Raw genomic sequence first — 12,733 nt, forward strand, 5'->3', positions numbered from 1 at the left:
CAAGCTAGAACTGCCGATCAACGGCGGTGGCCGCGCCGCTATCGTGCTGTCGGGTTCGCCACTGTTTAACGGCGGTGCCGCGTCTGGCGAATCGGAAATACGCCGTTGGTTGCTGGAAGACGACCTGATTGAAGCCATTGTAGCTCTGCCAACGGAGCTGTTCTTCCGAACCAATATCGCCACCTACCTGTGGATTCTGTCCAACAAGAAGCCGCAGGAGCGCAAAGGCAAGGTGCAGTTGATTAACGCCACCGACCTTTGGACTTCAATCCGCAACGAGGGCAACAAACGCCGTATTGTCAGCGATGAGCAGCGCCGCCAGATTCTGGACATCTACGCCACAGGCGAAAGCGGAGCGCTTTCCCGGATGCTTGACTACCGTACCTTTGGCTACCGTCGTATCAGGGTTCTGCGCCCGCTGCGCATGACCCTGGAGCTGGATAAGGTGGGCATGGATCGGCTGGAAGCCGAAGCTGCCTGGGAAAAGCTCTCTGATGCGCATCAGACATTCTGGCGTGAAGCCCTCAAGCCGCTGATCGGGCAAACGCAGCCCTATAGCTGGGCAGAAACCTTTGTTAAGAACTCGATCAAGTCCGACGAAGCTAAGCAGCTCAAGGTCAAATCCAGCAAAACATTGATCACCGCGCTGATCAACGCCTTTGGTCACAAAGACCCGAAAGCCGAGCCAGTCACGGATTCCAACGGCGAGCTGGTGCCAGACACAGATTTAACTGATTACGAGAACGTCCCCTATCTGGATGACATCGACGACTACTTTGCTCGCGAAGTGCTTCCTCATGTGCCGGATGCCTGGCTGGATGAGAGTTTTACCGATGCCAGGGATGGTCAATTGGGCCGCGTTGGCTATGAGATCAACTTCAACCGCTTCTTCTACCAGTACCAGCCGCCGCGCAAGCTGCAAGATATTGATGAAGACCTGAAGCAAGTAGAAGCCGAGATTGCCGCGCTACTGGCGGAGGTGGCCAGCGAATGAGCCAGTACAGAGCATATCCCGCATATAAGGATTCCGGTATTGAGTGGATTGGGCAGGTGCCGGAGCATTGGAAGGTAGCGAGAGTCAAGCGACTGGCGTCATTGCGCAATGAACGACGAAATGATGTATCTACTGATACCATTTATATCGGACTTGAGGATGTAGAAGCAGGATCAGGGCAGTACAAGCCAACGAATGGAAGCTCCCGTCAATCAGAAGATTCAACTGTAGGCATCTTTTATGAAGGGGATGTCCTGTACGGTAAGCTGCGTCCATATTTGCGAAAAGCCATTATTTCAGAGATGGCAGGGTGCTGCTCAACAGAATTTTTGGTTCTGAGGGCTGAAAAAACAGAACCCAGATGGCTGCAAGAATGGCTTTTAACTCCTGATGTAACGCATCAAATAGAGTCAGGATGCGAGGGAGCGAAAATGCCTCGTGCAGATTGGGGGCATATCGGTTCAATTGAAGTTGTATAGCAAGCGAAAATACTAACCTCCCTCGACCGCGAAACCGCCCGCATTGATGCGCTTATCGAGAAGAAAACCCGCTTTATCGAGCTACTGAAGGAAAAGCGCCAGGCGCTGATTACCCATGCTGTCACCAAGGGACTAGACCGCAACGCCAAGATGAAGGACTCCGGCATTGAGTGGATTGGGCAGGTGCCGGAGCACTGGGAGGCGACAAAACTAAAGCATGTTGCTGCATTCTCTGGTGGTGGTACGCCATCAAAAGAAAATCCAGACTATTGGAACGGCTGCATCCCTTGGGTCTCTCCAAAGGATATGAAACATGAGGTGATTACCGATTCTATAGATCATATAACTACCAAAGGACTGGAAAATAGTGCCACGAAACTGATTGACTCGGGAGCGGTGTTGCTGGTTGCTAGATCAGGTATTCTTCGTCACACGATACCGGTTGGGATCAATAATGTTCCTGTTAGCTTAAATCAGGACATGAAAGCATTGAGCCTTGATGAAACTAGGGTTAGACCCCGGTTTATACTTCGGTGGGTACAGGGGCTTAACCGCTCGTTGCTTGGGATATGGGCAAAAGAAGGAGCTACTGTTGAAAGCTTAGAGCATGAATATGTAGCGAACACTCGTCTACCTCTTCCAGATCTGAAGGAGCAAGATGCCATTCTAGCCACCCTCGACCTTGAAACCGCCCGCATTGATGCTCTGATTAGCAAGTCGGAACAAAGTATCATCCTGCTCAAAGAACGCCGCGCCGCCTTTATCACCGCCGCTGTCACAGGCCAGATTGATTTGCGAGGAAAACAATAAATGCAATCAGCAGCACATCAGGAAAAACACTTCCAGCAATACATCATCGACCGGTTGGTAGAGCAGGGCTGGAAGCTGGGTGATTCCAAGTTCTACGACACCGAGCGGGCGGTGTACCCCGAAGACCTGGAAAGCTGGATTAAAACCAGCGGCCAGCAGGAAAAATGGGACAAGCTGGAACGGCTCAACGGGGCCAAAACCCTTGAAGTGCTGATGGATCGCCTGGATAAAGCACTGGAGAAACAAGGCACCATGCAGGTGTTGCGCCAGGGTTTTTCCATTGCCGGTTGCGGCCTGATCGAGATGACCGAGGCCGCACCGGAAGACAAGCGCAATGCAGCAGTCATTGAGCGTTACCAGGCCAATATCCTGCGCGTGGTGCCGGAACTGAAGTATCACCCGGCCCGTGAATTTGCCATTGATCTGGTGCTGTTTATCAACGGTCTGCCGGTGGCAACCGTCGAACTGAAGACCGACTTCACCCAGTCCTGCGAAGCGGCCATGGATCAGTACCGCAATGATCGTCTGCCGTATGACGCCAAGACCAAACGCCGGGAGCCATTGCTGACCTTCAAGCGCGGGGCGGTGGTGCATTTCGCCATGTCCGACTCTGAAATCATGATGGCGACCAAGCTGGATGGAGAAAACACCTTTTTCCTGCCGTTCAATAAGGGGCGAAAGGACGAAAGCGGCACGGTACATGCGGGTAACCCGCCAGGTGAAATTAAGGCCGATGGTACCCAGGAATACCCGGTAGCCTACTTCTGGGAGGCGGTCTGCCAGCCGGATGCCTGGCTGCGGATTTTCCATAGTTTTGTCTACGTCGAGAAAAAGGACGTGGTGGATATTCAGGGCAACTGGTCGAAGAAAGAAACTCTGATTTTCCCGCGCTTCCACCAATGGACGGCAGTGAACCAGATGCTGGCCGATGCCCGCGAAAACGGCGCAGGCATGACCTACCTGTGTGACCACAGCGCCGGTTCCGGCAAGACCAGCACCATTTCCTGGACGGCTCATGACTTGGTGAAACTGCGCGAAGATAACGGCGACGCGGTATTTAACAGCGTGATCATTGTAACCGACCGTAATGTGCTGGACGGCCAGCTTCAGGACGCGGTGAAACAGATTGACCATCAGTTTGGGGTGATCGCCGCCATTGACCGGCAAAAGTCATCCAAGTCCAAGAGCAAGCAGCTCTCGGAAGCCTTGTTGTCTGGCACGCCGATTGTGGTGGTCACGATCCAGACCTTCCCCTACGCGATGGAAGCCATCATCACTGACAAGGCCCTGAAAGGGAAAAACTTTGCTGTGATCATTGATGAGGCGCATAACTCGCAGACAGGCTCTACCGCCGCTAAGCTGCAAGCCGCGCTGGGGATGAGCGGACAAGGCAAGATGTCCACCATGACGGTGGATGAACTGCTGGAGCAACTGCAAAAGTCCCGCGCCCGCCCGGACAATATCAGCTACTTCGCCTTTACCGGCACGCCCAAACACTCCACTTTGATGCTGTTCGGTCGCCCGACAGATCCAAGCCAACCGATCTCGGACGATAACCCGCCGCAAGCCTTCCACCTGTACACCATGCGCCAGGCCATTGAGGAGAAATTCATTCTCGATGTGTTGAACGGCTATGTACCCTACAAAACAGCCTTCAACCTTTCCAAGCAGCTTGAAGACAGCAAGCGGGTAAGCGGCAAGGCCGCCAAACGCGCCCTGGCACAGTGGATGTCATTGCACCCCACCAATGTGACCCAGAAGGTACAGTTTATCGTTGAGCACTTCACCAAGAACGTCGCCCACCGGCTGGATGGCAAGGCCAAGGCGATGGTCGTGACCAGCTCCCGTGCCGCTGCCATTCGCTACAAGAAGGCGTTTGACCGCTATATCGAGCAGCACAGCGAGTACGGCTTTATTCATTCACTGGTGGCCTTCTCCGGCAAGATGACCGGTAAGCAGGTGATGCACCAGGATGACAGCGAGTTTAAGGACGATGTGTTTATCGTCGATGAGAACGAGGAGTTCACCGAGCAGAGCATGAACCCGGATGTCCACGGGCAGGATTTGCGCTTTGCCTTTGACCGCCCAGAATACCGGGTAATGTTGGTGGCCGACAAGTTCCAGACCGGCTTTGACCAGCCCAAACTGGTCGCCATGTATGTGGACAAGAAAATCGCCAACCATGTGGAGATTGTGCAGACCTTCGCCCGCCTGAACCGGACGGCGCCTGGGAAAGATGAAGTCTTTATCATCGACTTCGTGAACGACCCGGAGAACGTGCGCAAGGCCTTTGCCACCTATGACAAGGGCGCTCACATCAGCGAAGTGCAAGACCTCAATGTGGTCTACGAGATCAAGGAGCGACTGGACGAGCACGGCCTGTACGACGAGAAGGACTTGGCCGCGTTCAAGGAAGCCCGCTTCAAGACCATACGTGACATCACCCATACTAAATCGCCACAGCACAAGGCGCTGTATACCGCTACAGCTGGAGCGACGGCCTTGTATAACGACAAGTTGAAAATGTTGCGCGATGGCATGGCAACCTGGGAAGCAGCGTTTGAGAAGGCCCGCGCCAAGGGTGACGAGGCGGGTATGAAGTCTGCCGATCACCACCAGGATGAGTATGCCGAGCAAATCAAGGCGTTGATGGGCTTCAAGTCGGACCTGGGGCGCTTCTGCCGTACCTATTCCTATATCGCCCAACTGATTGATTTTGGCGACCCGGAGTTGGAAAACTTTGCCGCTTTCGCCAAGCTGTTGCAAAAGCGCCTTCAGCACGAAGCACCGGAAACCGTGGACTTGACAGGCCTGGTGCTTACTGGCTTTGACATCAATGCTCGACCCGATGACGTAGAAGACGAAGGCAAAACCCCGGTATTGCAACCAGCAGGTGCAGGCGGTGGTGGCGCGGTAGGCGACAAGCCTAAATTCGTCAAAGAAATTATCGAGAGGCTCAACAGCCTGTTTGGTGAGGCGACGCCGATACAGGATCAGGTGGCTTTCGTTAATCAGATTTCAGCGATTACCGGTGAAAGCGATGTCGTCATGGCTCAGGTGGAAAGCAACACCCGTGAGCAGGCTATGAAAGGCAACCTCCCCGGTGCTGTTCAGCAAGCGGTTGTTCGTGCTTTGTCCAGTCATCAGAAGCTGGCAACCCAGGTGCTCAAGTCTGACCGTCAGGGCATGACCGCATTGGTTGATATGGTGTATGACCTGCTGCGCGAAGGCAAAGACATCGATCTGGGTATGGATTAAGCCGATGCTTGACCTGCTGAATCTGCCAGGCATCAAGCCGGTCGATATGCGCCACGAGGGCAAGTGCCTTGTGATAGTTGCTGAGCCGGTAACGGTCGAGGTGCCGTTATGTGGGGACTGCAACATCCCTATGCACAGACACGGTACGCGCAAAAACAAGTTCATGGACACGCCGTTGTACATGGAGCCCGTCCGCCTTGAAGTTCAGCGCCCGCGCTTTCGCTGTGAGTCGTGCGGAAAAATGTCCATGCCGGAGTTGAGTTTTCTGGATGACAAACGCCGAGCCACCAAACGGCTGGTCGATGTTATTCGGCAACAGTGCCTGGGAACCACCTTCCATGCTTTAGCCGAGCAAACCGGTGTGGCAGTGAACACCGTCAAGAACATCGCTCACGATCTCATTGAGGAACTCTCCCAAACCGTTCGTTACGAAACCCCGGTCATCATGGGTATTGACGAAGTGAACCTTGCCGGCGGGTATCGCTGTGTAATCACCAATCTGGCAACCAACAACGTCTTTGATATGTTGGAGCATCGTACTCAAGAGCACCTGAAGCCCTTCTTCAAGGATTTGCCGGATGCTGACAAAGTGGAATGGGTCTGTACGGATATGTGGCGACCCTTCAAGCGTTCCTTTGCTCAGTATCTGCCCAACGCCAAACTGGTGATCGACAAGTTCCATGTCGTCAAGATGGCCTCTGAAGCCTTGGAAGCGGAGCGCAAGAACTATCAGGCACAGTTAAGCAAAGAAGATCGCATTTACGTCAAAAAGTCCATTCGCTGGCTCACCCTGAAGCGACCCGGCAACCTGACGCCCGCAGAGCAAAAGGCGCTGGAGGTTATAAAGCAGGCGATCCCAGCACTTGCCATGGCCTATGACTTCAAGGAAGCCTTCTTCTGCATCTACGACGAACCCGATAAGCAGAGCGCTCAGAACGCCTTTGAGGCTTGGGAGAACAGCCTGCCGCCTTATGGCATGGAGCCTTTCAAAAAACTGGTAAAAACGGTACACAACCATTACGACGACATCTTTGCCTACTGGGATGCGCCGTTCTCAATCACCAATGGCTATACCGAAGGGCTCAACGGCTTGATCAAGATGTCCAACCGGTTAGGTCGGGGTTATAGCTATGAGATCATGCGTGCAAAGACGTTGTACTCCAAAGAAGCCCGCAAGGTTGGCAGTGGTATTCGAGCAGGACGAGGCAAGGTCGAGTATGGACCGCACATTCCGACATTGTTGAAGCAGGCAGAAGGTGGAGAGTTGGATTAACGCGAGAGAGGGCGCGTCTGAGAATCCAACCAATGTTAGATTTTCGCAGGGTGGTGAAAAACAGAAAAATCCAACCAGAAGCAGCTTTTTGTCCGACTAAGAGTCTAGGGTTAGAATGGATGGATTCCAACCCTAGAATGCAAATAGCCCCCGAAAACCAGGTGCTGCACCGGGTAGCGTTGCGCACGGATGATATTGACCAGACGCATGCAGAGTTGCGCAGTCAAGGGTTACAGGTCTCGCCAATTGTTAACGGCCAGCGCAACGACCCGCAAGGAAACGTCATTAGCTGGCGTATTTTTACCATTGATGGGGATTTTAACGGCCTGCCGTATCCCTTTGTTCTGCAATGGGGAGAAGATGATAACGCACGGCTAACGCGGCTACGCGCTCAGGGGCTCGACAAGCCGCATCCGGCAGGCGAAGTGACATTACAGAGCGCCATTTTTGAGGTGCAGGATCCGCAGGCCGCGCGTGAGCACTGGCACGCGTTGTTCGGTTTTAATGAACTGTCTGAAGGTCTGTCCGCAGGACAGCAGCGCTTTCTCTTTCGTCAGGGGGAGGCCAATCGATTAGTCGAACTGGTTTTTAACGCCTCTGATCCGTCGCTGAAAGGCCAGCGTTTTCGCGTCGGTCGCGGTGAATATCGCTTTCAATAAGGCGTTGCCGCTCATGGCAAATGTACATTTTATTGGTGCCGGCCAAATGGCGGAAGCCATTATCCACGCCCCGCTGGCGGCGAAAACATGCAATAGCCCGTCACGGTGAAAGCACGTCCACTTCCTTCAGGCCGCCATTGATGCGAAAAGCGACGCGTTGCGGGTGATTCACCGAGACCAGATACTCAATCGGCTGATGCTGGCTATCGTAAATCACACCACGGTAGACCAGCGCCGGGCTCTCTGGTTTCGCCTGCAACAGTTGATGCTCCTCTTCGCTCATCGCCGCTGCCCGGATGGTTCCTTCATCGTACACATCGTGAATAGCGTAACGTTCAGCCAGCAGGCGATAAAGCGACCCTTCTTTTTCTAACATATCAGCGCTCAAATCCGCGACACGGGCTTGAGGTAAGTAACTGGTTTCGATGCAGAAAGGGTGTCCATCAGCCAGGCGCAGGCGTTTGATCATGACTAAAGGATCGCCCTCTTCAATGTGCAGTAGCCGTGCAATGCGGGCGCTGGCCGCGGAAATATGGAAGTAGATCAACTGGCTGCTGGGCACTGCGCCATTCAATTCAAGAATTTTACTGATGCCCAGCGCAGGCTGTAGCGGGCGTTCAATCGCCGTATCGACCAACCAGGTTCCCTGATTCCCCCGTCTTTCCAGCACGCCTTCGTCAATCAATTCAGTGATGATTTTTCGCACTGTCACACGGCTGATACCCAACACCTCGCTTAATTCGCGCTCTGCGGGGATCTGATCGCCGCTGTTGAAATCGGGTGAATTGAGCATTCCGAGTAGTTTTTTGCGCGCGTCGAGATAGCTCCTGCGCGGCCTTCTGGTCTGTTTTACTGGGCTGGTCATGGTCTGTTTTGTGTCGGTTATGGAAAGCAAAAAATAGGAAATCAATCAGTTGATTATACAAAATAAAATCATTTATATCGGTATGGCGTGACACTAAGAATAACATACCACGACAATTTTTTTGGTTATTATTCGCGAATTATTGTTGCTATATCCGCCAGATCGAGCGTATATCAATCTTCGTGGTATATTTTTTGGTATGTTTAAACCTTGGGGGGAACAGCTATGAAAATTAAAAAAGCCATCGCCGGGCTTGCTTCAGCGATAGCCATGTTAGGCTGCATTCACACGTCGGCGGCGGCGGATCAGCTGCGTTTCGGTATCGACCCGACCTTCCCACCGTTTGAATCGAAAAATGCCAATGGTCAGCTCATCGGTTTCGATATCGACCTTGGTAATGCGATTTGCGCGGAGATGAAAGTGCAATGCTCCTGGGTACAGAACAGCTTCGACGGGCTTATTCCGGCACTTCAGGCAAAGAAATTTGATGCCATTCTTTCTTCTCTGTCGATCACTGATGAACGTAAAAAAGCCATCTCTTTCAGTGACAAACTCTTCAATACTCCCGCATTCCTGGTGACCGCTAAAGGCAGTTCGCTCGCCCCCACGGCGGCATCGCTGAAAGGTAAACGTATTGGCGTCCAGCAGGGTTCGGTATTTGAAAGTTATGCCAACAAATACTGGCGCAACGCGGGCGTTGAGGTGGTTGCTTATCCGGATGCGGAATCGGTCTATGCCGATCTGATTAATGGCCGCCTTGATGGCACGCTCGATGATGCGGTGGTGATCACTGAAGCGCTGTTGAGCAAACCCCAGGGCCAAAAGTTCACGCTAATCCAGCCGCAAGTCAAAGATGATGAGATCTTTGGGCCCGGCACCGGGATCGGGTTACGGCAGGATGATATAGATTTACAGGCCCGTTTTAACAAGGCGATCGCCGCGATTCGCGCCAACGGCACCTATGATCGTTTAGCGAAAAAATACTTCAATTTCAATATCTACGGTGATTAACCCCATGCAGACCCAACCCATCATTACCTCCCTGATGAGCAGCCATTTTCAGGATAAGCCGCTGCGTCAGGTTTTCCTGGTCGCTTGCGGTGGCTCGCTGGTCGATATGTATCCTGCTCATTATTTCCTCAATGAGCAGAGTGAAAATCTGCGCTCATGGATGATGACTGCCAATGAATTTGTGCATGCTGCACCGCGCGCGTTAGGTGCCTCGTCACTCGTGATTGTCTGTTCGCATGGTGGCAACACGCCAGAGTCTGTGGCTGCGGCTCAACTGGCAAAAAACCGTGGTGCCGCCACTATCACGCTTACGCACAATGCGGAAGCGGAACTGCTGCAATGGGCCGACCATAACCTGTTATATAAATGGGGTGATGATACGCTGGTCACCGAAAACCCGATGGCGCTGATCCTCAGCCTGTGCATGGATACGCTGTATCAGGTGGAAGATTTTGCCGAATGGCAGGCTTTCCAGCATGGCTTTGCGCAAATCGATACGGTGATCCGCCAGGCCCGCGCTAAGGTGGTAACCCGTTGCGCCGCGTTCGCAGAACGCTATCAGCATGAGTCCCTGTTCTATGTGCTTTCGAGTGGCGCCTCATACGGGCATGCCTATGGATTCGCCATCTGCTCACTGATGGAAATGCAGCGTCTCGATGCCGCTTCTATTCACAGCGGCGAGTTCTTTCATGGCCCATTTGAAGTCACCGATAATCACGTACCCTTTATCCTCCTGATGAATGAAGGCCGCACACGTGCTCTGGATCAGCGTGCGCAGGCGTTCCTGAATCGTTATAACGACAAAACAGAGGTTGTGGACGCCCGCGAGTTGGGCCTGAATGCGCTGCCTGCATCAGTGGTGGACTACTTTAACCCGGTGCTGTTTTACAGCATCATGTGCGACTACCGTGCGGCACTGGCTGATATCCGCCAGCATCCGCTCTCAACCCGCCGCTATATGGGCGTGGTGGATTACTAAGGGCGGCGATCAATGAAAGTCATTGGCATAGGCGACAACGTTGTCGATAAATATGAACACCGGCGTGTACGGTATCCTGGAGGCAACGCGCTCAATTTCAGCGTGTATGCGGCGATGCTGGATGCATCGGCTGCCTATCTGGGCATTTTTGGTAACGATGCGGCGGCTGACCATGTGATGCGTGCGCTGGCAAAGTTCGGCATCGATATACGCCATTGCCGTCAGGTTGCGGGTGAAAATGGCTATGCGCGGCTGACGATTGAACAGGGGGAACGGGTGTTTCTCGGTTCGAATCTCGGCGGTGTGCGCCAGACGGAATCGATGGACTTTATTTTGCAACAGATGGACTGGCTTAATGATTTCTCGCTGATCCACACCAGCAGCTACAGCTATATTGATGCGCAACTACCTGCGCTGGCAACGTTATCCGGATGGCTTTCATATGATTTCTCAGATGATTTTGTCATCGCACAGGCGCTGCCATTATGCCGCTGGCTCGACGCGGCATTTTTCTCCTGTGCGGGATGGTCGCTGGTAGAAACGCGTGAACTTCTGGTGCAGGCGGTGCAGGCAGGCAGCGGTTTGGCGGTCGCGACGCGTGGCGAGCAAGGTGCACTTCTGTTCGATGGTAAAGACTGGTATCAGCAGGAGCCGGAGACGGTAACACCAGTGGATACATTAGGTGCGGGTGATGCGTTTATCACTGCGTTTCTGCTCCATTTACGTCAGCACGGTAATATCACCGCAGCACTGCAGGCTGCTGCGCATTTTGCAGCGAGAATTTGCCTGGTGGACGGCGCCTTCGGCGAAGGCGAAGCTTATTAATCCCGCAGGAATGTCTCCGCTTTTGAGTGGATTCCCCTTCGTTAATGGGAACCGCTCATTCTGCTGTTTTTGCAGCAAAAATGATGGTCCTGCTCAACGAGCAAACTTGATGCCGGCTTCGGTAAGTCTGGCGTTTCGTTAATATTATTTCTGATTGCCGATCTGATGATAAAAGGCGCTGCCACTTATTATTGAAGTATGTAAGTAACTGATTACTTGTGTGTGCTGGTTAATTAAAGGACAATACCCTTAGTAAAGTGGTGGGTTTATCGCCGGGAGCTTACTTCATTAAGGATAAAGCATGCTGATGGATCAGTCTGCATTCACCGGGAAAGGGGTAATGGTGCCAACTTACTGATTTAGTGTATGATGGTGTTTTTGAGGTGCTCCAGTGGCTTCTGTTTCTATCAGCTGTCCCTCCTGTTCAGCTACTGAAGGCGTGGTGCGTAACGGTAAAAGTACTGCCGGACATCAGCGCTATCTCTGCTCTCACTGCCGTAAAACATGGCAGCTACAGTTCACTTACACCGCTTCTCAACCCGGTACGCATCAGAAAATCATTGATATGGCCATGAATGGCGTCGGATGTCGCGCCAGTGCACGCATTATGGGCGTTGGCCTCAACACTGTTTTACGTCACTTAAAAAACTCAGGCCGCAGTCGGTAACCTCGCGCATACAACCGGGCAGTGATGTGATTTTCTGCGCTGAAATGGACGAACAGTGGGGCTACGTCGGTGCTAAATCACGTCAGCGCTGGCTATTTTACGCGTATGACAGGATACGGAGGACGGTTGTGGCGCACGTATTCGGTGAACGCACTCTGGCCACGCTGGAGCGTCTTCTGGGCCTGCTGTCGGCCTTTGAGGTCGTGGTATGGATGACGGATGGCTGGCCGCTTTATGAATCACGCCTGAAGGGAGAACTGCACGTTATCAGCAAGCGATATACGCAGCGCATTGAGCGGCATAACCTGAATCTGAGGCAACATCTGGCAAGGCTGGGCAGGAAGTCACTGTCGTTCTCAAAATCGGTGGAGCTGCATGACAAAGTCATCGGGCATTATCTGAACATAAAACACTATCAGTAAGTTGGAGTCATTACCTAATATCCAACGATATAGTCCGTTATTGCGTGAGCTGCATCGCTGAAGCTTACATAGCCCGTCGCCGGCACCCATTCGTTCTTCAGACTCCTGAAGAAGCGCTCCATTGGGCTGTTATCCCAGCAGTTTCCACGCCGACTCATACTCTGCCTGATCCGGTATCGCCACAGTAACTGCCGGAACTGCCTGCTCGTATAATGGCTGCCTTGATCGCTGAGGAACATCACCCCGACGGGCTTACCACGGGTTTCCCATGCCATTTCCAGTGCTTTCATGGTGAGCCTGCTGTCCGGCGAGAACGACATGGCCCAGCCCACCGGCTTTCTTGCGAACAGGTCGAGAACAACGGCGAGGTACGCCCAGCGCTTACCCGTCCAGAGTAGAGTAAGAGGCAGGGCGTAGTCGGACTATTTCCCTGCCTCTCCTCCCCGAACCGGACGTGCACCTTTCAGCGCATCCGGCTCTCCATTTAAATG

10 protein-coding genes and 2 pseudogenes are annotated in these 12,733 nt (G+C 53.0%); 10 read left to right on the forward strand and 2 right to left on the reverse strand.

Annotated features, from left to right (window positions below; translation table 11 throughout):
- The 6 genes and pseudogenes from ACMWLG_RS24670 to ACMWLG_RS24695 all read left to right on the forward strand — a co-directional run.
- A partial coding sequence (locus ACMWLG_RS24670) for an HsdM family class I SAM-dependent methyltransferase (protein WP_414763051.1) occupies positions 1-994 on the forward strand: 994 nt, incomplete at its 5' end.
- Positions 991-1,473, forward strand: a complete 483-nt coding sequence (locus ACMWLG_RS24675) for a hypothetical protein (RefSeq protein WP_414763052.1) — start codon at positions 991-993, stop codon at positions 1,471-1,473. The genes ACMWLG_RS24670 and ACMWLG_RS24675, both read left to right, overlap by 4 nt.
- Positions 1,474-2,283, forward strand: a pseudogene (locus tag ACMWLG_RS24680) (restriction endonuclease subunit S); the annotation flags it as partial.
- Positions 2,284-5,541: a type I restriction endonuclease subunit R gene (locus ACMWLG_RS24685; protein WP_045337254.1), complete on the forward strand. Its 3,258-nt coding sequence runs from the start codon at positions 2,284-2,286 to the stop codon at positions 5,539-5,541.
- Positions 5,542-5,545: 4 nt separating this feature from the next.
- Complete coding sequence (locus tag ACMWLG_RS24690) at positions 5,546-6,814, forward strand: ISL3-like element ISKpn25 family transposase (protein ID WP_045337256.1); 1,269 nt, start codon at positions 5,546-5,548, stop codon at positions 6,812-6,814.
- Between the two features lie 32 nt (positions 6,815-6,846).
- Positions 6,847-7,473, forward strand: a complete 627-nt coding sequence (locus ACMWLG_RS24695) for a VOC family protein (protein ID WP_306464275.1) — start codon at positions 6,847-6,849, stop codon at positions 7,471-7,473.
- 100 nt (positions 7,474-7,573) lie between these two features.
- Here the strand turns inward: ACMWLG_RS24695 and ACMWLG_RS24700 are convergent, their stop codons facing one another.
- Entirely contained in the window at positions 7,574-8,338 is a 765-nt protein-coding gene (locus tag ACMWLG_RS24700; RefSeq protein ID WP_032451558.1) for a GntR family transcriptional regulator, read from the reverse strand.
- A gap of 225 nt (positions 8,339-8,563) precedes the next feature.
- On the opposite strand from ACMWLG_RS24700, the gene ACMWLG_RS24705 reads away from it, so the two are divergent.
- The 4 genes from ACMWLG_RS24705 to ACMWLG_RS24720 all read left to right on the forward strand — a co-directional run bounded on the left by ACMWLG_RS24705 (position 8,564) and on the right by ACMWLG_RS24720 (position 12,242).
- Positions 8,564-9,349, forward strand: a complete 786-nt coding sequence (locus tag ACMWLG_RS24705; protein ID WP_003032097.1) for an ABC transporter substrate-binding protein — start codon at positions 8,564-8,566, stop codon at positions 9,347-9,349.
- Positions 9,350-9,353: 4 nt separating this feature from the next.
- Complete coding sequence (locus ACMWLG_RS24710) at positions 9,354-10,328, forward strand: SIS domain-containing protein (RefSeq protein WP_003032095.1); 975 nt, start codon at positions 9,354-9,356, stop codon at positions 10,326-10,328.
- A gap of 12 nt (positions 10,329-10,340) precedes the next feature.
- A complete protein-coding gene (locus ACMWLG_RS24715) occupies positions 10,341-11,153 on the forward strand; it encodes a PfkB family carbohydrate kinase (protein WP_003032093.1) in 813 nt (270 codons plus the stop codon).
- Between the two features lie 391 nt (positions 11,154-11,544).
- Positions 11,545-12,242, forward strand: a protein-coding gene (locus ACMWLG_RS24720; RefSeq protein ID WP_223861918.1) for an IS1 family transposase whose coding sequence is annotated in 2 segments (ribosomal slippage) — positions 11,545-11,794 and positions 11,794-12,242 — 699 coding nt in all. Because the reading frame shifts where the segments join, the coding sequence is not laid out codon by codon here.
- Between the two features lie 17 nt (positions 12,243-12,259).
- Here ACMWLG_RS24720 and ACMWLG_RS24725 read toward each other — a convergent pair.
- Positions 12,260-12,646, reverse strand: a pseudogene (locus ACMWLG_RS24725) (DDE-type integrase/transposase/recombinase); the annotation flags it as partial.
- Positions 12,647-12,733: the final 87 nt, after the last annotated feature.

It is taken from the genome of Enterobacter sp. 01-M-02-SI-ECC (assembly GCF_047530595.1).
GTDB classification, from domain to species: Bacteria; Pseudomonadota; Gammaproteobacteria; order Enterobacterales; family Enterobacteriaceae; genus Enterobacter; species Enterobacter cloacae_M.

Coding starts and splice junctions, on each gene's coding strand:
- ACMWLG_RS24675 (WP_414763052.1), top strand. CDS start 991: ATGAGCCAGTACAGAGCATATCCCGCATATAAGGATTCCGGTATTGAG.
- ACMWLG_RS24685 (WP_045337254.1), top strand. CDS start 2,284: ATGCAATCAGCAGCACATCAGGAAAAACACTTCCAGCAATACATCATC.
- ACMWLG_RS24690 (WP_045337256.1), top strand. CDS start 5,546: ATGCTTGACCTGCTGAATCTGCCAGGCATCAAGCCGGTCGATATGCGC.
- ACMWLG_RS24695 (WP_306464275.1), top strand. CDS start 6,847: ATGTTAGATTTTCGCAGGGTGGTGAAAAACAGAAAAATCCAACCAGAA.
- ACMWLG_RS24700 (WP_032451558.1), bottom strand. CDS start 8,338: ATGACCAGCCCAGTAAAACAGACCAGAAGGCCGCGCAGGAGCTATCTC.
- ACMWLG_RS24705 (WP_003032097.1), top strand. CDS start 8,564: ATGAAAATTAAAAAAGCCATCGCCGGGCTTGCTTCAGCGATAGCCATG.
- ACMWLG_RS24710 (WP_003032095.1), top strand. CDS start 9,354: ATGCAGACCCAACCCATCATTACCTCCCTGATGAGCAGCCATTTTCAG.
- ACMWLG_RS24715 (WP_003032093.1), top strand. CDS start 10,341: ATGAAAGTCATTGGCATAGGCGACAACGTTGTCGATAAATATGAACAC.